Raw genomic sequence first — 25,572 nt, forward strand, 5'->3', positions numbered from 1 at the left:
GGCTGAAGCCTTGAGCTTGACTGAGTTGAATGATGGCGCGCTCTTCGACGCTGAGTTCGGAATAGGACATAGGGGCAGCACCGTACCGGAAAGGTCAGGTGTTGCACTCAGTTTTCGCGGCCGCCAGGCTATAAGATTATTAAGGCCTTACGTCATGTGCCCTAACGATCCGATATCAAGTCAGGACTCAATCGGGAAAGTATTTTTTTGCCTCTTCCGTGGTATAGCGCAGAAAGATCTGCACCGCCTGCGGAATCAAGCGTCGTGACAGTAGAAAAGCATACAGCGACATGTTCTGGAGGGTATAGCCAGGTAAAATACGTACCAGTTTGCCGCTCTCTACGGCCTCATCGGCGCTGGGCAAATTGAACTGCGCGATGCCAAGTCCGCGCAGAGTAAGGTCCATGCGCGCATCGTTCGGTGTGGCAAGCAGGATGGGTTGCACCGGCGTCAGGTGTTTATGTCCTTGGGGGTCGATCAGCTCCCACTCGGGTTCTCCCTGACGCCCAAGACAGGGCCATTGCAAGAGATCGTCCGGTACCCGTGGAGGGTTCCTGACGGCCAGTAACAGGGGAGAAGCGAATAACCCTTGTGGCACTGAACAGATTGGGCGAGCAACCAGCGACTTGTTAATCACTTCGGCGCGGCGATGACTGAAGTAGACATCCACTGGCTCTTCAAGGGGGTTTGGCACGCGTGTGCTGGCCTCCACTTCAAAATGAATGTCGTGCTTTTCTTCCAACATTCGAGCAATAACCGGGTTGATAATCCAGTACACAACCTCGGGCGATCCGACGACTCGGATACGCCCTTTAATTTTTCCATCATCCGACTTGATCGCGCTTTCAACCTCCTGAAGGCCTTCGAACAAGGGCGCGATTTCGCTATAGAGCCGCTCGCCCGGGTCCGTCAATCGCATAGAGGGCATTCGATTGAACAAGCGCAGACCCAGGTGCTCCTCCAGCCGGGTCACGGCGCGACTGATGCTTGAAGTGTTCTGCCCAAGCCGTTCAGCCGCACGGCTGAAGTTCAATGTTTCCGCGGCAACGAGGAAGGTGTGGTATTCGCTCCACATGGCGTTGCTTTTATGCAATATATAGTTGCTCCATATGACATGGCTAAAACTAATAGGCTAACACTATCATGACTGGGTCTGAGAGCCATTTAGCGTATAGGAGTTCAACTGTGACCTCGATAAATCGTATTTTTGCCAGCCTGGTCGCCTTGATGGGGCTGGGGCTATTGTTAGGTGGGGCTTACCTCTTAACCCTTGGCGGATCGTTTTATTACGTCCTGGCCGGATGGGCCTATCTGAGCGCTGGCGTCATGCTCTGGCGTCGACAAATTTATGGAGTATGGTTGCTGGTAGCGGTTGCCGTGCTAAGTGTTCCATGGGCGCTCTGGGAGTCAGGCACGTTCTATTGGGCGCTGTTTCCACGCCTGCTCGTACCGGCAGCGTTGGCGAGCATCGGCTTGCTTCTGCTATCCACTTGGTTGCCTGCGGACTCCCGGCGTCGGATACGCGGCCTGGGTGTACTAGCGCTATTAGGGACGGTTGTGTTCTTCGGGTTTGCCTTTACTCCGCATGGTGTCGTCTCGCCTGTTCCGGGCACACCTTTTACTGCAGCAGCCACAAACACCACGCCTTCAAATTGGTCCGCATATGGCCGAACCACGGCGGGTACGCGCTACGCGCCCTTTACGCAGATCAACCGTGACAACGTTCAGGACCTGAAAGTGGCCTGGACCTATCGTACCGGCGCGAAGATCGAGTTGGACAAGGGGGCCGTGGATTCGAACACCCCATTGCAAATTGAAGATACGTTGTTCACTTGCACACCCGATGATCGCATTGCTGCCATCGATGCAGATACGGGGGTAGAACGCTGGAAATTCGATACCCATAGTACATCTCCTATGTGGAACCGTTGCCGCGGCCTGGGCTACTACAAGCTCAAGGAGGCGCCGGCTGATGGCGTCTGTGCGGAACGAATCGTCAACTCCACCATCGATGCGCGCCTGATCGAACTAGATGCCAAGACCGGCAAGCAATGCCCAGGTTTTGGCAGCGACGGCGTCGTCGACCTGAAGCAGGGCATGGGCGACGTTAAGCCTGGGTTCTACTTTCAGACTTCCGCGCCGCTGGTGGCGCGCGACTACATTATTATCAGTGGCTGGGTAGTTGATAACCAAAGTCGCGGTGAGCCGTCAGGTGTGATCCGCGCCTTTGATGCCCGCACCGGCGCACTGGCATGGGCGTGGGACCTGGGCAACCCGGACATAACCGGCTTGCCACCGGCGGGGCAAACCTACACGCCCGGCACGCCCAACATGTGGACCGCCGCTGCCTATGACGACCAGTTGGGTCTTATCTATGCGCCGCTGGGAAATGCCACGCCGGACTTTTTCGGCATGGAGCGACCACCGCACTCGGATGAATACAACTCTTCCCTTGTCGCCCTCGATATCATGACGGGCCGCCCGAAATGGAAATTCCAGACCGTCCATCACGACATCTGGGACTACGACTTGCCTTCTCAACCCGCGCTGGTCGATTTGCCTGACGGCCAAGGCGGAACCATCCCCGGGGTATTGCAAACCACCAAGCGTGGCCAGCTTTTCCTGCTAAATCGCGCCACCGGGGAGCCGATTGCGGACGTCGTCGAAAAGCCCGTGCCTACGGCCGGTGCGGTACCTGAAGAAAAGCTTTCGCCTACACAGCCTTATTCGGTAGGGATGCCGACTATCGGTGCCGAACACCTCACCGAGAAGAAGATGTGGGGGGCAACCATGTTCGACCAACTCATGTGCCGCATCATGTTCAAGCAACTGCGCTACGAGGGTGACTTTACGCCGATCGGTCTGACCAAGGCGCTGGATCAGCCGGGCAATATCGGAGGATTCAACTGGGGCAGCGTCTCCTACGACCCCGTTAACCATCTGGCTTACATGAACGATATTCGGGTGCCGAACGTCTTTTGGTTGATACCTCGTGATGAATTCAATACTTGGACAAAAACCCACCAGATCGAGGTGAGCGGACATGGGCCGTCACCGCAGTTGAAAACACCTTACGGTCAAGCCATCTATATCTGGATGTCATCCCTCGGGGTTCCGTGCAACCAGCCACCCTATGGGACCGTCACGGCGGTCGATCTGAATACGCACAAGGTGGCCTGGCAAGTGCCGGCTGGCACCACAGAGCAATTGGGGCCACTGGGTATCGCATCACACCTGCCCATGCCCATGGGCATGCCAACTTATGCAGGAACGATGACCACGGCAGGCGGCCTCGTATTCTTTGCGGGTTATCAGGACTACTACATCCGGGCATACGACGGGCAAACTGGCAAACTCGTCTGGGAGCATGAATTACCGGTCGGCGCCAGCGCCACGCCGATCTCCTACGTCTCGCCGACGACGGGCAAACAGTACGTTGTCATCTCCGTAGGCGGGGCAGCGCATTCTCCCGACACCGGTGACTATGTAATGGCCTTCAGCCTTCCGACATCCCAACCGTGAAGCGTCTGCAGCGACGGCAAAAGAAGGCGTTACCTGTACATGGCCAGCGCTGAATACGTGTTCAAAGCTGACGAGAAACCGGCGATGGCGGGCAGTCCGTATATGCCCAGGCTGTCGCCGGCCAAGCGTGGCATATATTTTGTCGTAGGCTTATTCCTCGGAACCTGCACGACGCTGTGCAACGGCCTGGTGGCGAGCAATCTAGGCGTAATCTCTGGCTCTATTGGTGAGTACACGGCTCAGGTCTCATGGTTGGTGGCAGTTTTTTTGGCGATCAATGCCAGCGCCAACCTGACCTTGGTCAAGGCCCGGATGCAGTTCGGAATCCCTTTGGTTACGGCAAGCATTGTTGGTACCTACATCGCTGCCTGTGTGCTGCAGTTACTGTGGCCCACTCTGACAACTGCGGTCATTGCCACGGCGATCAACGGCTTGATGTGCGCGACGTTGATCGCCTTGAGTACCTATTATCTGATGCAGGCCCTAGCCCCATCGGCCCAGCCGATGGCCCTGATTATCAGCGTAGGGCTTACCCAGATAGGATCGCCGGTGGCGCGCATGATTCCCGTGGAATTTCTCGCCTCAGAACATTGGTTAGGGCTGCACTTGTTGAATCTGGGCATCGGTATGGCGGTGTTGGGTGTGACGTTGGCGGTGCCTTTGCCACGCAGTGATAGGGTCAGCGTGTTTTCTGCCTCGGACGGCGTGGTGATTGTATTGCTGGTTTCGTCCTTCCTGCTGTTTGCCGGTGTGCTTGGCCTCGGCCGGAGCTATTGGTGGACCGATGCGCCCTTTCTCGGCTGGATGTTGGTGGCGGCTATCTCTCTGCTGGTGACGGCGGTGTTCATTGAAAGACGTCGGCGTCAGCCGCTGTTGCAATTGGAATGGCTGGGCAGTTTCGACTTGATGCGTTTTGTTGCGATTGCGCTGCTGGTTCGGCTATCGCTGGCCGAGCAGACTTTCGGCTCGGTAGGTTTGCTATCAATGGGCGGGCTCAATAACGATCAGTTGCGTGTCCTGTTTGCGTGCGTACTGGTGTCGATGCTGGCGGGGATCGTCGTCGCTTGCCTGACGTTGTCGCCCAAACGTATCCCCTGGCAGGTCATGGTCGCGGCGTTGTTTATCGCAACGGGAGCGTATCTGGACTCGCAATCCACCAGCCTCACGCGTGCGCCGCAACTGTACCTGAGCCAGTGTTTGATTGGGTTCGGTGCGACGCTGTTTATCGGGCCTGCCTTGATCTTTGGCTTCCTCAAACTGTTCGCGAAGGGGCCGCACTACATGGTCACGCTCGTGGTCTTGTACGGGGCGAGCCAGAGTATCGGCGGCCTGGCGGGGTCGGCTGTAATGGGCAGCTACGAGTTCATCAGAACCCAGTCCCATACCGCTAGTCTGGCGGACAGTACGCTGCTCACCAATCCTCTTGTCGTAACGCGCCTCGGGATTGGCGAGTCGTCACTGTCGAGTCATATAACCGACCCGGAACAGCTCCGGCAGCAGGGCAGCAAGCTGCTTGGACAAGCGTTGCAGCAGGAGGCTAGCGTACTGGCATTCAATGACGTCTTTCGCATCGTGTCAGTGCTGGCTTTTGGCACCGCGCTGTATGTGTTTTATCTGCAGATGTCGGCTTTTTTCCTCTCGCGCATTCGTCGCGAGCCTGAGACCGTAAATGACTGATTCCAAGACTGTTCCATCGGATATTGAACACACTGCTTCTCATTGGTCGCCCCCGCCCCGGGGCCGTTTGCAAGGCATCATCATGGTGCTGGCTGCGATTGGCGTTATTACGATCGTCCTGTACATCTGGAAATTGCCGCCTTTTGACGCAGGTTTGCAACAGACAGATAACGCCTATGTGAGGGGGCGAACCACGGTGATTGCCCCTCAGGTCAGCGGCTATATCGTCCAGGTGGCCGGGCAGGATTTCGCGCAGGTCAAGCGAGGCGAGGTCCTTGTGCGTATTGACGATGAGGTCTACAAGGCGCAGGTGGATGAGGCGACGGCTAATCTTGCCGTCGCCAAGGCCGACCTCTCCAACAACCAGCAGGCGCACGCTGCTCGCATGGCGGGCATCGAGAGTCAAGTTGCAGCTACGGCCGGTGCGCAGGCGCGCTTATTGCGTGCCCGCGCTGACATGCAGCGCGCAAACGCGTTGGTCATGGATGGCGCCATTTCTACACGCGAGCGCGACCAGGCACGAGCCGATTTCAGTCAAGCCCAGGCCGAGGTACAGCAGGCGGGTGCGCAAGAGTCGATTGCTCGGGAGGAGTTGCGTACCGTGGATGTCGGCCGTGAAGGTCTGGAAGCCCAGGTGCGGGTGGCACAGGCAAAACTGCGTGCGGCTCAGATTGATCTTAATCACACGGTCATCCAGGCGCCGGAGGATGGCGTGCTCGGAGAAGTGGGCGTGCGGTTGGGCCAATTCGTGACCCACGGTACACAATTGATGTCGGTAGTGCCCGCTGATCACTGGATAGTCGCGAACTACAAGGAGGCGCAAACTAAGGCTATTGCGCCCGGGCAGACCGCGACGCTCAGGATTGATGCGTTAGGAGGTGCGACGCTAAAGGGGCATGTCGAGCGGCTCTCACCAGCGACGGGCTCGGAATTCGCGGTGCTCAAGCCGGACAATGCAACGGGCAATTTCGTCAAGGTACCGCAGCGTATCGGGGTGCGCATATCTGTTGATCCGGACCAGCCTTTCGAGTCCTCGCTGCGCCCGGGCATGTCGGTTGAGGTCGATGTCGATACGCGTCATCGGTGAGGAGGCGGGTAGTGGGCCATCAGCATTCAGTTGCCGTTGAGAGCCCCCCTGGAGCGTATGGACAGGTAGCAAATGACTGTTAATCATTGGGTACCTGGTTCGAGTCCAGGTCGTGGAGCCAGATAGAGAAAAGCCTGTAGAGATACAGGCTTTTTTTTGCTTGGGATTTGACCCAGCAATCCAAACGCTTAGCGCGCTTAGCATGACGCCATCTCTAATCCTTCGATTCAGAGGTAAGGCCAATGAAAGTCGCTGCAGTCGTTTCAACCAAAGGCGGACCGGGGAAAACTACGGTTGGCGCCAATCCAGGCGCGTTCTGCGCCGACGCGGGTCTTCGTACCTTACTCATCGATCTCGATACCCAGCCGTCACTGTCCTCGTTCTATACGCTAACGCATGAGGCGCCGGGCGGGACCTACCCACTGATCGCCAATAACGAGACGCGTGCCGATCAGGTCATTTCCAAGACCCGCATCCCTAATCTTCGACTGAAGGAGTTCCCGCACATCGTCTGGAGTATCGGGCTTGCGACTCACCGCCGCTCTCCAACGAACAGGAAGAAAAGCGGCGATAGCGAACACATATGGTTTACTGGATATTCGAATATCCGTATATTCGTTTCTCCATATGCATAGAGTTCAACCATGAGCCCTGCTATCAAAGTGCTTTTCGTGTGCGTTGCCAACTCAGCCCGCTCCCTGCTTGCAGAGGCTTTGCTGCGGCACACCGACCCGCGCTTCGAGGCCTTCAGCGCAGGGTCTGAACCATCTGAGGTTGATCCGCGCACGACTCAAGCATTGGAGGCGGTTGGAGTCGATGCAACGGGTCTGCGCAGCAAGTCCATCAACGAGTTTCAAGCTGATCGATTCGATTACGTAATCACTCTTTGTGATAAATCCGCAAGCGAGTGCCTACCAATGCCCAGCGCAGGTGAAGTCATTGCCTGGGATTTTCCTGACCCAGTAACCAGCGATGATCCTGGCGCATTTCGCCACACGCTCCACGACATCCACGAGCGCATCAAGCTCTTCGTTTTGGTCAAGACCAAACACCTGGAGGATCTGTGACAGAACCCATGAACCCCACCACCTTATTCAAGTGCCTGGCGGATGACACCCGAGCAAAAATTTCGCTGCTTGTCGTGAGTGAAGGTGAGCTGTGTGTTTGCGAGCTAACGGCAGCACTGGACCTGAGTCAGCCGAAGATTTCTCGTCATTTGGCGCTGCTGCGCTCTGCCGGTTTGCTGTTGGATCGTCGCCAAGGCCAATGGGTGTACTACCGGCTGAATCCTGATTTGCCCACGTGGGTGACTGCAGTTTTGAAGGAAGTAGTAGACGCCAATCAGCAATGGCTGGAAACCGAGGCTAAGCGCCTCTGCTGCATGAGCGACCGTCCGATCAACCAAGCCGTGTGTAGCTGATTCACGCCCAACCGGATTAATGAAATGCTGATTGCCGTATTGATCTTTATCGCCACCATCGTCCTTGTTATCTGGCAGCCCAAGGGGCTTGGGGTGGGCTGGAGTGCGATGTTCGGTGCCATCGTGGCATTGCTGGCAGGTGTCGTTACCCTTGCCGACATACCAGAGGTTTGGCACATAGTCTGGAACGCTACCGGAACGTTCATCGCGGTCATTATTATTAGTCTGTTGCTTGATGAGGCAGGCTTTTTCAAATGGGCTGCGCTGCATGTGGCCCGATGGGGAGGCGGGAGCACCCGTAAGCTGTTCGCATTTATCGTCCTGCTGGGCGCAGCGGTGTCGGCCCTGTTCGCCAATGACGGAGCAGCATTGATCCTCACACCCATTGTGATCGCGATGTTGCTGGCGCTGCGTTTTTCTCCTGCTGCTACGTTGGCATTCGTCATGGCAGCCGGTTTTATCGCCGATACGGCGAGCTTACCGCTGGTGGTTTCCAACCTGGTCAACATTGTCTCTGCCGACTACTTCGATATCGGCTTCAACGAATATGCTTCGATCATGGTGCCGGTAAACATCGTCAGCGTGGCAGCGACATTAGCCATGCTGCTGTGGTTTTTCCGCAAAGATCTACCAAAGACCTATGACCTCAACCAACTGGACAATCCGGACGAGGCGATCCACGACCGGGCCACTTTTGTAGCCGGTTGGTGGGTGCTGGCATTACTGCTGATCGGCTTCTTTGTCATTGAGCCATTGGGAGTGCCAATCAGCGCCATTGCAGCGGTCTGTGCATTCATTCTCTATGTCATCGCGGCTCGTGGTCACGCCATCAACACAAGCAAGGTGCTAAAAGAGGCGCCATGGCAGGTGGTGATTTTTTCTTTGGGTATGTACCTGGTTGTTTATGGCCTGAAGAACGCCGGCCTGACCGACCACATCGCGCAGATCCTGAACGTGTTCGCCGGTTATGGCGTTTGGGGCGCGTCCCTTGGTACAGGGCTGCTAACAGCGTTGCTGTCTTCGATCATGAACAACATGCCCACCGTTCTGGTAGGCGCCTTATCCATTCATGCCGCCGAAGTCGATGGTGTTGTCCAGCAAGCGATGGTTTACGCCAACATCATCGGCTGCGACCTGGGCCCGAAGATCACCCCAATTGGGAGCTTGGCAACTCTGTTGTGGCTGCACGTGCTCGCCCGGAAAAACATAACGATCAGCTGGGGTTACTACTTCAAGACCGGGATCGTGCTGACCGTGCCCATCCTCGTCGCCACATTGTCCGCCCTGGCACTGCGCCTCAGTTTTTGAATCAAGGAATCGTCTGATGAAAGTCTTGTTCATGTGCACACACAACAGCTGCCGCAGCATTCTGTCCGAGGCGCTTTTCAACCACTTGGCGCCCGAGGGTGTAGAAGCCGTCAGCTCAGGAAGCTTTCCCAGTGGCCGGGTGAATCAACGGGCATTGCAAACGCTGGAGGCGGCGGGTATCTCCACGGCGGGCTTGAGCAGCAAGGCTTCGGATACTTTTGAAGGCTCACCTCCAGACATCGTGATCACTGTCTGTGACCGGGCAGCGGGTGAGGCATGCCCAATCTTCTTTGGGCCAGCTTTGAAGGCGCATTGGGGTCTGGCCGACCCGTCTGACGCTAGCGGGTCGGAGGCCGATATCACCGCAGCTTTTGAAACCACACTCGCCAAAATTCACGAGCGCGTGAGCGCATTTCTTGCGCTGCCACTGAAGACCATCAGCGCTGATCAGTTGAAAGCTGAACTGAACCGCATCGGTTCGCTTTAAAGATCAACCGAGCGGCACCCAACCAGGCGCCGCCGTAGGAGTTTATATGCAAGACACATTGCCGAACGTACACGCTGACTTGATCGACATTCCGTCGCTGGAGCAACTGTCGCCTCGCACGCCTTCGCTCCATAAACCTCGCATTCTTCTGCTGTATGGATCAACGCGAGAGCGCTCCTTCAGCCGATTAGTCACGCAAGAGGCGGCACGCCTGCTGAATGAGTTTGGCGCTGAAACCAAGATCTTTGACCCATCGGGTCTACCGCTTCCGGATGACGCTCCCGATACACATCCAAAGGTCTCTGAGCTGCGCGAGCTGATGCAATGGTCTGAGGGACAGGTGTGGTGCTCCCCTGAGCGTCACGGCTCCATGAGCGCAGTATTCAAAGCCCAAATTGACTGGGTTCCGCTGGCGATAGGTGCTGTACGACCTACGCAGGGCAAAACCCTAGCTGTGATGCAGGTCTGTGGCGGCTCCCAATCCTTCAACGTGGTTAACCAACTGCGGGTACTTGGACGGTGGATGCGGATGTTTACCATCCCTAACCAGTCTTCCGTGGCCAAGGCGTTCACCGAGTTCGATGAAGCAGGCCGTATGAAACCGTCCTCGTACTACGACCGACTGGTGGACGTGATGGAGGAGTTGATGAAGTTCACGCTGCTGTTGCGGGATCGCCAGGATTATTTGGTTGATCGGTACTCCGAGCGTAAAGAGTCCGCCCAAGAGCTTTCCAAGCGCGTCAACCAGCGCTCCATCTAACGTCAGCACGAGGAAGCGATATGAGCCAGATCACGATCTACCACAACCCCGAATGCGGCACTTCTCGCAATACCTTGGAGTTGATCCGTAACAGCGGGGAAGAACCGACGGTTATCGAGTACCTGAAGACCCCGCCTGATCGCGCCACACTTACCAGGCTCATCGGGGACATGGGTATCGGGGTGCGGGCTCTTTTGCGTATTAAAGGCACTCCGTACGAAGAGCTGGGATTGGGTGAAGCTTCGCTGACGGACGAACAGCTCATCGATGCCATGATGGCTCACCCTATCCTGATCAATCGCCCCATCGTCGTGACGCCTTTGGGGACGCGTTTGTGTCGTCCGTCAGAAGCTGTGCTCGATTTGTTACCGCAAGAGCAGCGAGGGAGTTTCGCCAAAGAGGACGGCCAAATAGTCATTGATGAGCACGGTCGCAGAGTCTGATACGACGACGGTGAGGTGCCGCGATTGAGCCTGGAGGATGCTGGTGAGTCAGAATTCGAAACTTGATGTTGTGGTCATTGGCGGTGGTCAATCCGCGCTGACAGTCGCCTATTATTTGAAGCGGTCAGGCTTGTCTTACGTGCTGCTCGATGCGGAGTCGGCACCAGGAGGAGCCTGGCGGCATGGCTGGGGCTCGCTGCGACTCTTCTCTCCATCGGCATGGAGCTCGATTGCGGGCTGGCCGATGCCTGCCGTATCAGAAGAAACGCCTCACCGTGATGATGTTATCGACTATCTGACTCTGTACGAGCGTCGATATGACTTCCCCATCATCCGATCCGCCAGGGTGACCCGTGTCGAAAAAATCGAAGAAGGATTACGGGTTGTCTCCGGGGATAGAAACTGGGATGCCAAAGCGGTTATCAGTGCAACAGGCACCTGGAGCCGCCCATTTACCCCAAGCTATCCCGGACAGGAGTTGTTCGTAGGGCAGCAGCTTCATTCCGCTCATTACGTTGGGCCGGATGAGTTTGAGGGGAAAACCGTCCTTGTCGTGGGTGGTGGCAACTCGGGAGCCCAGATTTACGCCGAGGTATCTAAAGTGGCTCAGGCAACCTGGGTGACTCAAGAGGCTCCAAAGTTTCTACCTGATGAGGTTGATGGGCGTGTCCTGTTCGAACGAGCTACTGCTCGATTGAAGGCGCAACAGGTTGGTGTGGAGCCTCAGCAACCCGTTGGAGGGCTGGGAGACATTGTGATGGTGCCGCCCGTAAAGGACGCTCGCGAGCGAGGCGTGCTGAACGCGGTGCGGCCATTCACGCACTTCACCTCAACGGGTGTCGTGTGGTCATCAGGAAACGAGACGAAGGTGGATGTCGTCATCTGGTGCACCGGGTTTTTTCCAGCGCTCGACCACCTAAAGAGCCTAGGCATTGTAGGCCAGGATGGCAAAGCGGCTGTGGACGGAAACCGGAGTGTCGCTTCACCCAATTTGTGGCTGGTGGGTTACGGCGATTGGACGGGGCTCGCGTCTGCGACATTGATCGGAGTAACCCGTACCGCTCGGGATGTAGTCAAGCAAGTGCAAAGCTATCTCACAGATACAGCCTGATAGTTCACGCCGAGAGTTCGAGCGGGCTACTGTGATACGGCTTCAAGCTCAGGAAAAATAATTGGCTCCAGTGGCGGAGTCGCCTGGCACAGGCTGAGCCGCCAGTAGCCAACGTCGTGCCATTTTCCAAGCTTGAAGCCTACCTCTGGATATGTGCCGATGTGCACGAATCCCAGCGACTCGTGCAGTCCCACACTTCCTTCATTGGGCTGCGCAATTCCGGCGTACGCTGCGCGAAATCTCTGTTTATCAAGAATCGGAAGCAAGGTCTCATAGAGTTCACGGCCAACACCCTGACGGCGAGCTGACTCTGCTATGTACACCGTCACGTCAACTGCCCATCGGTAGGCCGGGCGTGCGCGGTGCTGGCTTGCATAGGCATAGCCCTTGATCTCCCCATCTTCTTCGGCCACAAGGTAGGGATATGTCTGAAGTGTCGTGGTTATCCGCCGAGCTATTTCCTCAACGCTTGGCGGAATCTCTTCAAACGAGATCGCCGTTGTTGAAACGATGGGGGCGTAAATGCGCTGGATGGCTTCAGCATCTGCTACCGCCGCCGTACGAATCTTCGAAACCATTGAAGTCGCCTTAATTCAAAACGTAGACACTACTTTTCCGAACACCATATTGAATATGGCGATCTGGCGGTGCTACCGAAAGCATGTTTAGCGCCACAGATGTTGATCAAGAGTGGGCTGGTAGGAGTCTACTGCCTGCAGTAAACCGTCAGCATCCTATACGCTATGAAATCCACTTAGAGCTTGACACCCGGTCGCAATTTAAAAGGGATTTGAGGTACAGTGCCAGCTCTGCATCCCTTTGAGCTACAGGAACATCAGCATGACTGTACTCCAAACGATCTACTGGCAGCCTACGCCGCCTTAGCGCTACGCCCCCTCGCAACACCTTGCTTCCGCTAGCTTCGCTCGCGGGCGCGCACTGCTGTACGCCTGGTTTTTCACCTTAAGCACACAGCAAAAAATCCTCAAAATTTGAATTTGTATCGATTAGCTCGCCGTTCCCTTGGTGTGCGCGATGCTTTGCCTTGGATATTTTCTATGCTGCAAAAACTTAGACAAACGTGGTTTTCCAACGTCCGTGGCGACGTGCTCGCGGGGGTAGTGGTCGCACTCGCGCTTATCCCGGAAGCCATCGCCTTTTCCATCATCGCCGGTGTAGACCCCAAAGTCGGTCTCTACGCCTCCTTCTGTATCTGTGCTGTCATCGCCTTTGTCGGAGGGCGCCCCGGGATGATCTCGGCGGCCACCGGCGCCATGGCACTGCTCATGGTTACGTTGGTTAAAGAGCACGGACTTCAGTATCTGCTGGCCGCGACCCTTCTATGTGGCGTACTTCAAATCCTTGCCGGCTACCTGAAGCTTGGCTCGTTGATGCGGTTCGTTTCACGGTCGGTAGTCACCGGTTTCGTAAACGCATTGGCGATCCTGATTTTCATGGCGCAGTTGCCGGAACTTACGAATGTCACCTGGCGCGTCTACGCCATGACGGCAGCGGGCCTCGGGATCATCTACCTGTTCCCATACGTACCGAAGATCGGCAAGCTGATTCCGTCACCGTTGGTGTGCATCCTGACGCTGACTGCCGTCGCCATTTACCTCGGTTTGGATATCCGCACCGTCGGTGACATGGGCCAACTGCCGGATACGTTGCCGATTTTTCTTTGGCCCGAAGTGCCTCTGAACTTTGAAACCCTGCGCATCATTTTCCCGTACTCGGCTGCCTTGGCCGTAGTGGGTCTACTCGAGTCAATGATGACCGCGACCATCGTCGACGATCTGACCGGTACCACCAGCAACAAAAACCGCGAGTGCAAAGGCCAGGGTGTGGCCAACATCGCTGCCGGCATGCTTGGCGGCATGGCAGGTTGCGCCATGATCGGCCAGTCGATCATCAACGTGAAGTCTGGTGGCCGCACCCGTCTCTCGACATTGTGTGCCGGCGTTTTCCTGCTGCTGATGGTGGTATTTCTTGGCGAATGGCTCTCCAAAATCCCTATGGCGGCACTCGTGGCTGTGATGATCATGGTGTCCATCGGCACCTTTAGCTGGGATTCTTTGCGTAATCTGAAAGAGCATCCGCTGTCGACCAACCTGGTCATGGTAGCGACCGTCGTGGTCGTCGTGGCCACTCACAATCTGGCTTACGGCGTACTGGTAGGTGTGCTGCTGGCTTCGCTGTTCTTTGCCAATAAGGTTGGGCACTACCTGGATATCAAGAGCAGTCTGGAAGAGACGAAATCGCATCGGACTTACCACGTCGTGGGCCAGGTGTTCTTTAGCTCTGCGGACAAGTTCACTGAGGTTTTTGACTTCAAGGAAGCGCTCAACAAGGTCACCATTGATCTCACGCAGGCGCATTTCTGGGATATTACCGCCGTCGCAGCGCTGGATAAAGTCGTGATCAAGTTCCGCCGTGAAGGCGCTGAGGTTGAAGTGCTCGGTCTCAATGAAGCCAGCGCAACAATCGTTGACCGCTTCGGTGTGCATGACAAACCCGGTGCCATCGACAAGCTCATGAGCCACTAAGGAGAATGACAGTGATCAACGCGGCGGCATGTTCAGGCGTGAAACGTTGAGAGGGTGTTCTGGTGCGCTGCGCAGCTCGCCGTTGGCGACCTGGCCTGGCAGCAAGTCTGCCTACAGCGCGGCCCAGCGCCTGCACTGGGTAAGCATAAAGGCCGTGCATCTAAAACGTGCGCGGTGATTGAACTGCAGGCAGGAGGTAGTCGAACCGTTGCGCAAGGTTCCAGGCTGATAGCCGTTGCAGCTCATCGACATCGATCGACTCATCTTCATGCGCGGTGTAGCACTCGTCACCACTGCGCCTGTCATCGGGATAGACCATAAAACCACCCCGGCCGTCAGGGCAGTCGGGCAGATACACCGAGGTCAGGTTGCGTTGCTCATCGAGGTGCGCATTCAAGCGCGCGATATAGACACCCATCGAAACCGCCACACCAATAACCAGCACCACGCAGGCGACCAACTGGCTGGCATAGCTGGCGCCCAGCTCATCACGACGCACGGGTGACATGACACGACCCTGTCTGCTCAACATTCTGGCCAATCAGAAACCAGCCACTGCCTCCCATGCGTACCAACTGAGTTTGCTGTGGAAGGATGCCCACCATCAGCGCGAGGAAAATCACGGCTAACAGCACCCCTTTGATCATCGAATACAGGTTCATGACGGTGACGAGCTCTGGATAAGAAGAGCCTTAGCCTAAGCAGCGCGGGGTTAACACCAGGTAAACATCGCAGGAAACAGCCTGACTTCCGCTATCCTTCACACCGCTGAGCACCATCTGCCCGAGGGTTTTTCCGTGCATATTCATCTGCTGCTGGTCGAGGACAACCTGGACCTGGCCACCACTGTCATCGAGTACCTGGAGATCAGCGGTATCGTCTGCGATCACGCCAGCAATGGCCAGGCCGGGCTCAACCTGGCGCTCAACCAGCATTACGACGTCATTCTGCTGGACATCATGCTGCCGCGACTGAACGGCCAGCAGTTGTGCGCAGGGTTACGCCAGCAAGGCATCCAGACCCCCATTCTGATGCTGACCTCGCTGGATGCGTTGCCCGACAAGCTCGCCAGTTTTGCTGCGGGAGCCGACGACTATCTGGTCAAGCCGTTCGAGCTTGCCGAGCTGGTGGCGCGGATTCGCGCCTTGAGCCTGCGGCGCAGCGGCCAGACCAGCCGCCTGCAAGTGGACGACCTGGTCATGGAGCTGACCACCCGCACAGTCAGCCGGGCAGGGCAGGAGCTGCATCTGTCACCCATCTGCTGGGCCTTGCTGGAGCACTTGATGCGGGCCAGTCCCGAGCCTGTTCCCAGGGAGCGGTTGGAAAGCAAAATCTGGGGCGATGAGCCGCCCGACAGTAATACGCTCAAAGTGCATATGCATCGGCTGCGCAAGACGGTAGACAAACCTTTTGGCCGGCCATTGATCCACACCCTGGCGGGTGTCGGCATCCAGGTAAAGGCCCATGCGTAGCGGCCTGAGCCTGAAGTGGGTAATCAGCGGCAGTTTCCTGTGTCTGATTGCGGTGGTGCTGGTGATCTATAGCAGGCTGCTGCCTGAATTCACCGTGCGCGGCCTGTTCTACACCGCCAGCGCGATGATGGAGGAGGAAGCCCTGTATTTTCTCCGGCACTACAAACAGGACCCGACCACGCCGACGCCGCACAATTACTACTACACCAGCGTCATCGGCAAGGAGGCGTTGCCGCAGGACGTGCGCGAGTTGCTGAATGCACCGCCGAGCCTGTCCTTTGGTGCGGTGAATATCTTCGGCGATCTCTATTCCGATGACGACGAGGCGCCGTTCCATATCGTTCTCGAACAACCTCTGGGCGACGGCAAAACCCTCTACATGTATGACATCGACCACGATAAGGAGGTAGGGGGTGAGGTCGAGACGCCATTGTCCGACGCCTACTTTGACCAGGTACTGGAAAGCGTCCAGCTCATCAGCCTGGCCGTATTCGTGCCGGCGCTGATTATCATCGCGCTGTTGGTGTGGTGGTTGGTGCGTCCGCTGGGACGTCTGATCCAATGGTCCAGCACCCTGAACAATCCTGACGCCCTGGCCAGCGAGCGGCCGGGTTTCAACTTCAAGGAGTTCAATATGTTGGCCGATGCCCTGGCCAAAAGTGTTGTGCAAGTGCAGGCCGCCAGCCAGCGTGAAGGCCGCTTGTTGCGCTACACCAGCCATGAACTGCGCACGCCGCTGGCGGTGCTCAAGGCCAATATCGAATTGTTGGCCCTGCAATCGGGTGGTGTGCTACCACCCTCGTTGCAGCGCGTAGAACGCTCCGTGCTCAATATGCAGCTCATCGCCGAGACATTGCTGTGGATGAGCCGCGAACGTCCAGAGTCGTTGCCCGAGGAAGACGTTAATCTGAGCGAAGTAGTTGGCGAACTGATTGAAAGGCACCGCTACCTGATCGGTCACCGGGATATTGAGCTAAGCATCGACATCCACAACGAACCTTGCCGGCTGCCCCCTACGGCGTGTCGTATCGTGATCGGCAACTTCCTGCGCAATGCGCTGCAATACGCGGAAGAGGGCACGGTGGATATCAGTTTCAAATACCCCCGGCTGGTGATTGCCAATTACATCAGTGAGGTCAAGCCGCGGCAGGAGTCCGATGATTTTGGGTATGGGCTTGGGTTGCAGTTGATGCGGCAGTTGTGCGCAAAGCTGGGCTGGCAGATTGAGGTGATCCGTGAGCAGCAGCGGTTTACGGTCATTCTTGATTTTACGAGCGGGCGGGACACGCCGCCGGCAGACGGCGCACCTGGAGTCTGTTGAACGATTGTGCCTAAGCGAGCTTCACATTCATGGTGATGTGGGCGGTGAAGACCTTGACGCCGCCCGCATCGAAGATCTCCACCGGCACGATCTTGTCTCCGGTGGTTTGCCAATCGATAGCGCTGCCATCGGCAACAGCGCGGATATCGGTTTTCGCCTTGGCCAGATATTCCACAGTCATGCCTTTGGGAATCCAGCGTGCGCCTGCGGGGATCGACGCGTCGGTCATCATGCCGCCGGCCAGTTCGGCGGCGTTGCACAGTGCGATGGCATGCACCGAGGCCAGGTGATTGGTGATTTCCTTGCGAAACGGCACGGTGACCACCGCATGGTTGGGTTTGAGCTCCGCGATCTCGGGAGTGATGGTGCTGAAGTAGGGTGCCATTTGGCACGCCAGGTTGCTGAATGCGGCGGGGCCTACGCTATTGAACATGCTCAGGGCTTGGCTCATCGGAATATCCTCAAGGGTCATTTGCAGAATAATATTCTGTAACGGAACAATATTCTGTTGATTCCACGACTGTCAACCTGAGCTTTCTCTGCCGGTCGTTCAGCCTATAAACTGTTTTGATTTGGCGTTCCTCCATGCACTCCATCGATCTCATCGAGCGCACCTTCCCCGGCAGGCGCAGCGACCTCAAGCGCATCATCCTGCGCGAAGCACTGGCGTGTTTTAACGAGGTGGGCATCGAGGCGACCTCTATCGAAACCATTCGCGCGCGCTGCGACACCAGCGTGGGCGCTATCTATCACCACTTCGGCAATAAAGAAGGGTTGGTCGCTGCGCTGTTCTTTGCGGCGCTGGAGGACCAGGCCAGCCTGCGTGACCACTATTTGCAAGCAGCGGACACCGCCCACGCAGGTGTCGTCGGGCTGGTGTACAGCTACGTTGAATGGGTGACCGCACAGCCGGACTGGGCGCGGTTCGTGTTCCAAAGCCGTTTTGCCGTCTCCAGCGGCCCGTTCAAGGACGAGCTGCTTGCACGCAACAAACAGCGCAACCAGCAATTGAAGGAGTGGATGAGCGGGGAAGGGCGCAAGGAGCATTTCAGTCACTTGCCTGCCGAGCTGATCCCTTCGCTGATCATTGGCGCGGCGGAAAGTTACTCGCGTGCGTGGTTGTCGGCGAAGGTCAAAAAGAGCCCATTTGAATACCGCGAACTGCTGGCTGAAGCAGCGTGGAAGTCGATCAGCCTGGGTTAGTCAGTCCTCCATCCCCTGTGGGAGCTGTCGAGCTTCAGCGAGGCTGCGAAAGCGGTAGTTCAGGCGATGAAAAGGTTGCCTGTGCCGCCGCCTTCGCAGCCTCGCTGGGGCTCGACAGCTCCCACATTTGGGCGGTGTTATTGTCGAGAATCGTGTTTGGCGCGATGGCCCTGCAAAGCGTAATTCCACATACACAGCCGATCCCCTGTGGGAGCTGTCGAGCTTCAGCGAGGCTGCGAAAGCGGTAGTTCAGGCGATGAAAAGGTTGTCTGTGCCGCCGCCATCGCAGCCTCGCTGGGGCTCGACAGCTCCCACATTTGGACGGTGTTATGGTCGAGAGTTGTGTTTGGCGCGATGGCCCTGCAAAGCGTGATTCCACATACACAGCCGATCCCCTGTGGGAGCTGTCGAGCTTGAGCGAGGCTGCGAAAGCGGTGGTTCAAACGATGATCCTTTCGGTAATGCCCCACCTGGTCAAATTCCTTCTGAGGCTATACTTGCCTCCTTCCAACCAATCGAGAACCCCATGAGCACGTCTCTTTCCCTGACGCCCGTGCGCAAGCCCGTCGCGCCACTGATTGCCTTTATCATCCTGGTGGCGGGCGCGCTGTTCCTGCAGAACATGGTTGGCGCACGCCAGGTGTTGCTGCTGGTGGTCGGCGCCGCGCTGGGCCTGACGCTCTATCACGCAGCCTTCGGTTTCACCTCGGCCTGGCGCGTGTTTATCAATGATCGGCGTGGCGCTGGCCTGCGTGCGCAGATGGTGATGCTGGCGGTGGCGGTGCTGCTGTTTTTCCCGGCGCTGGGCGCGGGCACTTTGTTCGGCCAGCCGGTCGTGGGGCTGGTGGCGCCGGCGGGTGTGTCGGTGGTGTTCGGGGCGTTTATCTTCGGGATCGGCATGCAACTGGGCGGCGGCTGTGCGTCGGGCACCTTGTTCACCGTCGGCGGCGGTAATGCGCGGATGTTGGTGACGCTGCTGTTCTTTATCTGTGGCTCGTTGATCGCCACCCATCACGTCGACTGGTGGTTTGCACTGCCATCGTTCCCGGCGGTTTCCATTGTCAAAAGTTTCGGTGTGCTGCCGGCGCTGGTCCTGAGCCTGGCGCTGTTTGCGTTGATTGCGGTAGTCACGGTGCGCCTGGAAAAGCGCCGTCACGGCCAGCTTGAACCAGGCGTGCAAAGCGAGCACCAAGGGCTACGCCGCTTTCTGCGTGGGCCATGGCCGTTAGTCTGGGGCGCGATTGGCCTGGCGCTGCTCAACTACGCCACCCTGGCCTTGGCTGGGCGGCCGTGGGGCATTACCTCGGCGTTCGCGCTGTGGGGCGCCAAGGTGGCGAGCGGGCTGGGCGTGGACGTTGCCAGCTGGGCATTCTGGCAGATGCCGGGCAATGCCAAGGCCCTGGCTGCACCGGTGTGGGAAGACATCACCAGCGTCATGGACATCGGCATTGTCCTCGGCGCGCTGCTGGCCGCTGGCCTGGCCGGGCGTTTCGCGCCCAGCCTGAATATTCCAGCGCGCTCGTTGATCGCGGCTGTGATCGGCGGCCTGATGCTTGGCTATGGTTCGCGCCTGGCCTATGGCTGCAACATCGGCGCGTACTTCAGTGGCATCGCCTCGGGCAGCCTGCATGGTTGGGTGTGGCTGGTGGCGGCCTTTATCGGCAACGGCGTGGGCGTGCGCCTGCGGCCCTTCTTCTTTGCGGGCGAACGGCCCCAGGTGGCCTTGAGTGGCTGCTGAGCAGTCCACCCACATTCGCCTGGGGCGCATGCAAGATGCCGGTTTTTTGCCCGCCATCGAGCAGTGCGCGGCCCAGGTGTTTCGAGCAATCGAAGGGCTGGCTTGGCTGGCGGATGCCGCGCCGATCGGCGTCGAGTGCCATCGGCAGTGGATCGCGTTATCGACCTGTTGGGTGGTGGTTGATGACCACGATCGCCCTCAAGGCTTCCTCAGCGCAGAACGCTTTGGCGACGACCTGCATATCCATGAAGTGTCGGTGGCTCAGCCGCTCCAAGGCCAGGGCTGGGGGCGCAGATTGGTGGAAACGGCGATAGAGCATGCCCGCGCCCAACACCTGCGTGCGGTGACGCTGACCACCTTCGTGCATGTACCCTGGAATGCTCCGTTCTACCGGCGTCTGGGCTTTGCACCTCACGTTGATTCGCGTCTGGAAACGATCCTGGCGGATGAGTACGCCCATGGCTTCGAACTCGGCAGCCGTTGTGCCATGGCGTGCCCGGTGACATGTCCGAATCCGTCCTAAAGTAGTCTGCCTTGCGTCTGTCGTGCGCTGTGGGTTGTCCTTACCATGTCTTGCATCGCTTACCCGCTGATGCAAGCCACAAGGACTGTCCATGACCCATAAAGCCCTGATCGTGATCGACGCGCAACATTCCTTCCGCCATTCAACCTACTGGTCCGAAAATGACCTGCCCGACTACCTGGAAAAACAGCAGGCGCTCATCGACGGCTGTATTCAGCGGGGCATCCCGGTGATACAAGTCTTCCATGTTGAAGACCAGGGGCATTTCTCCATGCAGTCGGGCAACGTCAGGGCATTGAGCGAGCTGTCGATCAATCCGCAACTGGTGATCCATAAGCGCTACCACAGTGCCTTTGCCGGTACGCCACTGGCCGCTCGGTTGGTGGAAATGGGCGTCACCACGCTGATCATCAGCGGCATCCGCACCGAGCAATGCTGCGAGACCACCACGCGGCAGGCTGCGGACAGCGGCTTCAAGGTGGATTTTGTCAGCGAGGCGACGTTGACCTTCCCGATGACCCATGCGCGTAGCGGCCGGGTCTATACGCCGGCCGAGATTCGCGAACGCACGGAGTTGGTCCTCGATGACCGCTTCGCCCACATCGTGACGGTCGCCCAGGCCCTCGCGGAGTGAAGCGGTGAGCGTGCCGGTGCTGTTCGTGCTGTTACCAAACGTGCTGATGCTCGACCTGGCCGGGCCTGCGGAAGTGCTGCGCCTGGCCGCGCAGGTCGATGACCCGGCGGCGGTGGATTTCGACTTGCAATACGTCAGCCCGGTGGCAACGCTGCACACCTCCATCGGCTTGCCACTGACCGGGCTGGCACCCCTGCCGTCGGCCCTGGCCCCCGGTACGCTGGTGGTGTTGGTGGGCTCCACGATGAACGTGTCGAAAACCCACCAAAAGGCCTTCGAATCAGCCAGCCATCAGCTCACCCAGTGGTTGCAAAACGTCTTCGCGCCCTCGGCCGAGCGTCTGGTGTGCGTGTGCGCTGGCGCGTTGAGTGCCGCCAGGGCCGGGCTGCTCGATGGGCGCCAATGCACCACGCACCATTCGCTGTGCGCCACCCTGCAGGCCCTCGCCCCCAAGGCCCGGGTTCTGGAAAACCGCCTGTACGTCACCGATGGCGCGGTCAGTTGCAGCGCCGGTGTCACAGCGGGTATCGACCTGATGTTGCACCTGGTTGCCGAACTGGCCGGGCCACGGCTGGCGTGCGCGGTGGCGCGAGACATGGTGGTGTACCTGCGCCGCAGCGGCAGCGACCCGCAGTTGTCGCCCTGGATAACCGGGCGTAATCACCTGCACCCGGCGGTGCATCGTGTGCAAGACGCCATTACCGCCGCCCCCTGCGAAGCCTGGACACTCACCCGCATGGCAAGCCTGGCCTGCACCAGCAGCCGGCACCTGGCGCGCCTGTTCCAGGAGCACGTACAGATCAGCCCCTTGGATTACCTGCATCGCCTGCGCCTGGCCGTAGCCCGTGAACTGCTGGCCGAGTCGGCCCTGGACATTGAAACCGTCGCCGAACGCGCAGGCTTTGGTTCGGCGCGTCATCTGCGGCGGATCTGGGGTAAATATGAAGCGGCAACCCCTTCAGCCATGCGCCTTACTCAGCAGGCGTCTCGGGGGAAGTAACCGGGTCCTGGCCAACTTCGGTTTCCAGCTTCAAACGGTCGGCCTTGCTGATGTATCTGTCTTTGCTTTTTGGCGCCAGCTTGGCACTGGCCTTTTTGGCTTTGGCCTTGAAGAGCTGCTGGAGTTTTTTCTGGCGGTTCATGTTTCGTTGCCTGAAGGGGAAAGGTGCGGATGATACCAGTTTCAACAAATGTGACCGGGCGCTGGGTTAATACCAGTCAGTTAAGGCAGAGCCGGTAACTGTGGCGAGGGAGCTTGCTCCCGCTGGGCTGCGTAGCGGCCCCAAAAAAGCTGGGAGCGCTGCGCATTCCAGCGGGAGCAAGCTCCCTCGCCACGGGCTCAGCGCGCCAGGAACTGGGTGATCAGCGTGGTTATCTGCTGCTGGATCACGGGCCGTGGCCGCGCGCCTTCGCCGTCCTGGCAAATGATGCTGTCGCCGGGCACATCAGCGTCAAGCACCGCTGCCGCCTCCGGTTTGCACTGGGACATAAAACTGAAGTGGTTGGCGTCCTGGATCTCCACGTACTGTGTCGACGTTTTTGGCAGCCGCTTGGCCATGTCGGCCGATTCCATCTGCGCCGGCAAATCCGCTGACGGTACACCCGCCGCTATCACCAACGCCCGCACCGGCAGCGCCGCCAGGCTTGCATCGGTAAACCCGCGCGACAGGCCCAGGTCCAAAGACACCACGGCGCTGACGCGCTTGTCGCTCAAGTCCGCGGCCAATTGCGCCTTCCCGTTCGGAGTGCCCTCAGGGTTCATCTCACGGTAGGCGGTACACGCGACCAGCGTCGGATGGGCGCTGCAGTCCCGGGCAAACAGCGCCGGGTCGAAACGTGCACCGGCCGTCTCCATGACCGTCCAACCCCCGAGGGAATGACCCACCACCGCGATCCGGCCGTTATCCACCGCACCGAATGGCTCGGGCTGCGCCAACAGCGCATCGATGGCCCGGCTCAAATCCCTGGGCCGTTGCCACAACTGCGCAGCGGCCTCGGCGCTGCGATCCTGGCTGGTAGTGCCCGGGTGGTTCACCGCCGCCACGATATAACCCTGCCGGGCCAGTGCACTGGCCAGCCACGCCTGCTTGCCCCAGTTACCACCGTAGCCGTGGGAGAGCACCACTAAAGGATGCTTGCCGGGCGTCGGTGCTGCATCAGGTACCGCAAGCACACCAATGAACACCAGGTTGTCGGCGATCAGCTTGGGTTGCGCGGTGGTAGTGGCGGGGTACCACACGGCCATTTCCAATGGGCGGTCGTTGTGGGTGTCCGGCAAGGTGGTGGTTTGGAAGCCGACGGGGTTGTCGGCGGCGAATGCGGGAGCGTTCAGGCACATCAGCAGCAGAGCGGCGAGGGGGGCTTTCATGCTTTTTTCGTCCTTGAAAGAGAGGGCGCAGCATGACCTGAATCGGTCGGTTCAGGTAGAGGGCAACGGTCGCCTTGGCCGTCCAATGACTTTAGGTTTAAAGTCAACTTCAAGGTCAATGGTTTTTATGGATGGGACATGAGAATAGGCGAGCTGGCAAAAATCAGCGGGTTGGCGGCCTCACGCATCCGCTTTTACGAGGCGAGCGGCCTGATCCAATCGGTTGCGCGTAAATCCAACGGCTATCGAGACTATGCGCCCGGCACCGAGGCCGTGTTGGAGATCATCAAGGGCGCCCAGGCAGCCGGTTTTTCTCTGGAGGAAATCCGGCAGTTAATGCCCAGAAGTGCCGGTGGTTGGCAGCATGACGAGCTGCTTATCGGGCTCAAGCACAAGGTCGAGGAAATCGAGGTCCTGCAACAACGGCTGGCTCACAACAAGGCTCAGTTGTTGAACGTCATCAAGGGCATCGAAGGTAGGCCCGAGGGCATGGCATGTGCCGAGAATGCGCAGATGCTGATTGATCGTCTGCGCGAGGATGGGGCGGCTCCAGCGTCTACCAAGAGAAAGAGCGCCCGCCAGGCTCCGAGGGCCTGACCGGCGCAAGGCGCTGTCGAGTCGTCGTGAAGTCGATCTTCGCTACTAAACGAAAGGGTGGCAGCTGTACGCAGGTTAGTAGACCGGGGAAACACACAAAGCCGGCGCGCCCGAGGGCGCCCTGCGCACAGCCACCATCAAGCACAGACAAGAACATCTGATCGATGAGGCTCATGCACTTTATGTTGTCACTCGGGCTACTAAACCCGATCACTGAATTGTCAGCGACCGAGCCACCTTAGAGACGCCCATCCAAGCGCACAAACCGGCGGATTCTGACGCAACTGTAGGCAACGGAGCAAGGTGGTGCAGCGCGCTGTAGGACATGTCTACAGGCTATCGCTACTCGTAGGCGAACTGGTCAATCAACCCCAAACGCGGAACACGACTGTTTGGCTCTAATATTGCGCCTGGAGCAATGACGGCATTCGCGCCGATTTTGCAGCCGTCGCCTACCAAGGCACCAAATTTGTTCACCCCTGTCTCGATCACATCGTCTGCGTAGCGGATCTTGATAGCCGCCCCATCCAGTTCGTTACGGTAATTGGCAATGATCGCCCCGGCTTCAATATTTACGCCTTCGCCTATCAACGAGTCGCCGACAAAATTGAAGTGCGCCAGCTTGCTCGCGGCAAGCATGAAGCTGCTTTTCAACTCGCAGCTTGGGCCCACGATGCAATTTTTGCCCAGATAAACGCCGCCACGCAGGTAGGCGCCTGCGGCTACGAATGAGCCTTCACCGATGATGATCGGCCCCTTCAGCACAGCGCCTTCTTCGACAGTGGCCGTTTCGTGGATGGCGCAGTTTCCGTGGCGGCGGTAGCCTGCGCCGAGGCGTGAAAGCAATCCCAGAACTTGGTTTTCGCAGTCCTGGGCTATCAACCAGGCGGCGCGAGTGCCGATGCCGAGCGAGGGCCATTGGGGAATGAATGTGCTGATCTCAGGGGGCTTCATAGGAAGTCCTTCGAAGTGGGTGTGGCGGATAGAATCGTTCGCTCATCTGGAACTCCAAGAGGTTCAGATAAGGTGAAATTACTCTATCGGCACCGGCATTGCCATTGGGCGTTCAACGATCACTAGCATTAACTGATAAATGAAATTCGACATCGTGTCATTCCAGATATCGTCATGTCCCGTCATCACCGATGCGTCAGTTCGAATGTTTGAAATCGGAAATCGATAGGGGATGAAGCCTTCGTCAATAGGACCTCGTGCCAAATATTTATCCCGGCGGCCGCGAAAACTGAGTGCAACACCTGACCTTTCCGGTACGGTGCTGCCCCTATGTCCTATTCCGAACTCAGCGTCGAAGAGCGCGCCATCATTCAACTCAGTCAAGCTCAAGGCTTCAGCCT

The 25,572-nt window shown here is 58.0% G+C and carries 28 protein-coding genes and 1 pseudogene; 20 read left to right on the top strand and 9 right to left on the bottom strand.

Translation table 11 applies throughout. The features are described from left to right. Nucleotides 1–187: 187 nt before the first annotated feature. Nucleotides 188–1,093, bottom strand: a complete 906-nt coding sequence (locus JJD66_RS25995) for a LysR family transcriptional regulator (protein WP_198715710.1) — start codon at nt 1,091–1,093, stop codon at nt 188–190. A 92-nt stretch (nt 1,094–1,185) separates the two neighbouring features. On the opposite strand from JJD66_RS25995, the gene JJD66_RS26000 reads away from it, so the two are divergent. The 11 genes and pseudogenes from JJD66_RS26000 to JJD66_RS26050 all read left to right on the top strand — a co-directional run bounded on the left by JJD66_RS26000 (nt 1,186) and on the right by JJD66_RS26050 (nt 11,815). After that, nucleotides 1,186–3,522: a membrane-bound PQQ-dependent dehydrogenase, glucose/quinate/shikimate family gene (locus JJD66_RS26000; RefSeq protein WP_198715709.1), complete on the top strand. Its 2,337-nt coding sequence runs from the start codon at nt 1,186–1,188 to the stop codon at nt 3,520–3,522. Nucleotides 3,523–3,561: 39 nt separating this feature from the next. After that, the gene (locus JJD66_RS26005; RefSeq protein ID WP_198715708.1) at nt 3,562–5,199 is read left to right on the top strand and encodes an MFS transporter; all 1,638 of its coding nucleotides are present in this window, start codon (nt 3,562–3,564) and stop codon (nt 5,197–5,199) included. Continuing rightward, entirely contained in the window at nt 5,192–6,286 is a 1,095-nt protein-coding gene (locus tag JJD66_RS26010; protein WP_200649361.1) for an HlyD family secretion protein, read from the top strand. Before JJD66_RS26005 ends, JJD66_RS26010 begins: the two co-directional genes overlap by 8 nt. Nucleotides 6,287–6,528: 242 nt before the next feature. Next, nucleotides 6,529–6,777: pseudogene (locus tag JJD66_RS26015) on the top strand (ParA family protein); the annotation flags it as partial. 153 nt (nt 6,778–6,930) lie between these two features. Then, a complete protein-coding gene (locus JJD66_RS26020; protein WP_105227457.1) occupies nt 6,931–7,353 on the top strand; it encodes an arsenate reductase ArsC in 423 nt (140 codons plus the stop codon). 8 nt (nt 7,354–7,361) lie between these two features. Beyond that, a complete protein-coding gene (locus tag JJD66_RS26025; RefSeq protein WP_168220182.1) occupies nt 7,362–7,706 on the top strand; it encodes a metalloregulator ArsR/SmtB family transcription factor in 345 nt (114 codons plus the stop codon). A gap of 24 nt (nt 7,707–7,730) precedes the next feature. Further along, a complete protein-coding gene (locus JJD66_RS26030; RefSeq protein WP_096143207.1) occupies nt 7,731–9,014 on the top strand; it encodes an arsenic transporter in 1,284 nt (427 codons plus the stop codon). A 16-nt stretch (nt 9,015–9,030) separates the two neighbouring features. Continuing rightward, the gene (locus tag JJD66_RS26035; RefSeq protein WP_200649362.1) at nt 9,031–9,501 is read left to right on the top strand and encodes an arsenate reductase ArsC; all 471 of its coding nucleotides are present in this window, start codon (nt 9,031–9,033) and stop codon (nt 9,499–9,501) included. Between the two features lie 46 nt (nt 9,502–9,547). Next, on the top strand, nt 9,548–10,261 hold the full coding sequence (gene arsH / locus JJD66_RS26040; protein ID WP_105227451.1) for an arsenical resistance protein ArsH: 714 nt from the start codon (nt 9,548–9,550) through the stop codon (nt 10,259–10,261). A gap of 20 nt (nt 10,262–10,281) precedes the next feature. Beyond that, nucleotides 10,282–10,704: an arsenate reductase (glutaredoxin) gene (gene arsC / locus JJD66_RS26045; protein WP_200649363.1), complete on the top strand. Its 423-nt coding sequence runs from the start codon at nt 10,282–10,284 to the stop codon at nt 10,702–10,704. 37 nt (nt 10,705–10,741) lie between these two features. Continuing rightward, the gene (locus JJD66_RS26050) at nt 10,742–11,815 is read left to right on the top strand and encodes an ArsO family NAD(P)H-dependent flavin-containing monooxygenase (RefSeq protein ID WP_200649364.1); all 1,074 of its coding nucleotides are present in this window, start codon (nt 10,742–10,744) and stop codon (nt 11,813–11,815) included. Between the two features lie 26 nt (nt 11,816–11,841). Here the strand turns inward: JJD66_RS26050 and JJD66_RS26055 are convergent, their stop codons facing one another. Continuing rightward, nucleotides 11,842–12,393: an arsinothricin resistance N-acetyltransferase ArsN1 family B gene (locus tag JJD66_RS26055; protein WP_200649365.1), complete on the bottom strand. Its 552-nt coding sequence runs from the start codon at nt 12,391–12,393 to the stop codon at nt 11,842–11,844. Nucleotides 12,394–12,873: 480 nt separating this feature from the next. On the opposite strand from JJD66_RS26055, the gene JJD66_RS26060 reads away from it, so the two are divergent. After that, nucleotides 12,874–14,361, top strand: coding sequence for a SulP family inorganic anion transporter (locus JJD66_RS26060; RefSeq protein ID WP_198715701.1), 1,488 nt, complete (start codon nt 12,874–12,876; stop codon nt 14,359–14,361). Nucleotides 14,362–14,521: 160 nt separating this feature from the next. Here JJD66_RS26060 and JJD66_RS26065 read toward each other — a convergent pair whose 3' ends face one another. Together JJD66_RS26065 and JJD66_RS26070 are read right to left on the bottom strand one after the other, a co-directional pair. Further along, a complete protein-coding gene (locus JJD66_RS26065) occupies nt 14,522–14,869 on the bottom strand; it encodes a hypothetical protein (RefSeq protein WP_198715700.1) in 348 nt (115 codons plus the stop codon). After that, nucleotides 14,850–15,023 (bottom strand): hypothetical protein, encoded by a 174-nt coding sequence (locus tag JJD66_RS26070; RefSeq protein ID WP_167514240.1) that lies wholly within the window; start codon nt 15,021–15,023, stop codon nt 14,850–14,852. Before JJD66_RS26070 ends, JJD66_RS26065 begins: the two co-directional genes overlap by 20 nt. Nucleotides 15,024–15,158: 135 nt before the next feature. On the opposite strand from JJD66_RS26070, the gene JJD66_RS26075 reads away from it, so the two are divergent. Next, the gene (locus JJD66_RS26075; protein WP_105227445.1) at nt 15,159–15,833 is read left to right on the top strand and encodes a response regulator transcription factor; all 675 of its coding nucleotides are present in this window, start codon (nt 15,159–15,161) and stop codon (nt 15,831–15,833) included. Next, the gene (locus JJD66_RS26080) at nt 15,826–17,154 is read left to right on the top strand and encodes a sensor histidine kinase (RefSeq protein WP_105227443.1); all 1,329 of its coding nucleotides are present in this window, start codon (nt 15,826–15,828) and stop codon (nt 17,152–17,154) included. The genes JJD66_RS26075 and JJD66_RS26080 overlap by 8 nt, the downstream gene beginning before the upstream one ends. 10 nt (nt 17,155–17,164) lie before the next feature. Here the strand turns inward: JJD66_RS26080 and JJD66_RS26085 are convergent, their stop codons facing one another. Then, nucleotides 17,165–17,605 carry a hotdog fold domain-containing protein gene (locus JJD66_RS26085; RefSeq protein WP_105227441.1) on the bottom strand — a complete coding sequence of 147 codons (441 nt, stop codon included), beginning with the start codon at nt 17,603–17,605 and terminating at the stop codon, nt 17,165–17,167. Nucleotides 17,606–17,739: 134 nt separating this feature from the next. Between JJD66_RS26085 and JJD66_RS26090 the strand changes: the two genes are divergently transcribed. From JJD66_RS26090 to JJD66_RS26110, 5 genes are all read left to right on the top strand, one after another. After that, nucleotides 17,740–18,357, top strand: coding sequence for a TetR/AcrR family transcriptional regulator (locus JJD66_RS26090; protein WP_054921569.1), 618 nt, complete (start codon nt 17,740–17,742; stop codon nt 18,355–18,357). A gap of 526 nt (nt 18,358–18,883) precedes the next feature. Continuing rightward, nucleotides 18,884–20,095, top strand: coding sequence for a YeeE/YedE family protein (locus tag JJD66_RS26095; protein ID WP_105227439.1), 1,212 nt, complete (start codon nt 18,884–18,886; stop codon nt 20,093–20,095). Beyond that, the gene (locus tag JJD66_RS26100) at nt 20,085–20,618 is read left to right on the top strand and encodes a GNAT family N-acetyltransferase (protein WP_200649366.1); all 534 of its coding nucleotides are present in this window, start codon (nt 20,085–20,087) and stop codon (nt 20,616–20,618) included. The genes JJD66_RS26095 and JJD66_RS26100 overlap by 11 nt, the downstream gene beginning before the upstream one ends. 91 nt (nt 20,619–20,709) lie before the next feature. Next, entirely contained in the window at nt 20,710–21,252 is a 543-nt protein-coding gene (locus tag JJD66_RS26105) for a cysteine hydrolase family protein (RefSeq protein ID WP_200649367.1), read from the top strand. 4 nt (nt 21,253–21,256) lie between these two features. Then, nucleotides 21,257–22,252 carry a GlxA family transcriptional regulator gene (locus tag JJD66_RS26110; RefSeq protein WP_200649368.1) on the top strand — a complete coding sequence of 332 codons (996 nt, stop codon included), beginning with the start codon at nt 21,257–21,259 and terminating at the stop codon, nt 22,250–22,252. Here the strand turns inward: JJD66_RS26110 and JJD66_RS26115 are convergent. Then, nucleotides 22,224–22,394, bottom strand: a complete 171-nt coding sequence (locus JJD66_RS26115; RefSeq protein ID WP_105227431.1) for a DUF2986 domain-containing protein — start codon at nt 22,392–22,394, stop codon at nt 22,224–22,226. The genes JJD66_RS26110 and JJD66_RS26115 overlap by 29 nt on opposite strands. 197 nt (nt 22,395–22,591) lie before the next feature. Beyond that, a complete protein-coding gene (locus tag JJD66_RS26120; protein WP_200649369.1) occupies nt 22,592–23,620 on the bottom strand; it encodes an alpha/beta hydrolase family protein in 1,029 nt (342 codons plus the stop codon). 138 nt (nt 23,621–23,758) lie between these two features. Between JJD66_RS26120 and JJD66_RS26125 the strand changes: the two genes are divergently transcribed. Continuing rightward, nucleotides 23,759–24,217 (top strand): MerR family transcriptional regulator, encoded by a 459-nt coding sequence (locus JJD66_RS26125; RefSeq protein WP_200649370.1) that lies wholly within the window; start codon nt 23,759–23,761, stop codon nt 24,215–24,217. Between the two features lie 342 nt (nt 24,218–24,559). Here JJD66_RS26125 and JJD66_RS26130 read toward each other — a convergent pair whose 3' ends face one another. Both JJD66_RS26130 and JJD66_RS26135 read right to left on the bottom strand, forming a co-directional pair. Next, nucleotides 24,560–25,171, bottom strand: a complete 612-nt coding sequence (locus tag JJD66_RS26130) for a DapH/DapD/GlmU-related protein (RefSeq protein WP_105227425.1) — start codon at nt 25,169–25,171, stop codon at nt 24,560–24,562. Nucleotides 25,172–25,249: 78 nt separating this feature from the next. Further along, nucleotides 25,250–25,572: hypothetical protein (locus JJD66_RS26135; RefSeq protein WP_234452341.1), on the bottom strand; the 323-nt coding region annotated here is incomplete at its 5' end.

Source organism: Pseudomonas sp. MF6751 (assembly GCF_016613265.1).
Classification (GTDB): domain Bacteria; phylum Pseudomonadota; class Gammaproteobacteria; order Pseudomonadales; family Pseudomonadaceae; genus Aquipseudomonas; species Aquipseudomonas fluorescens_BV.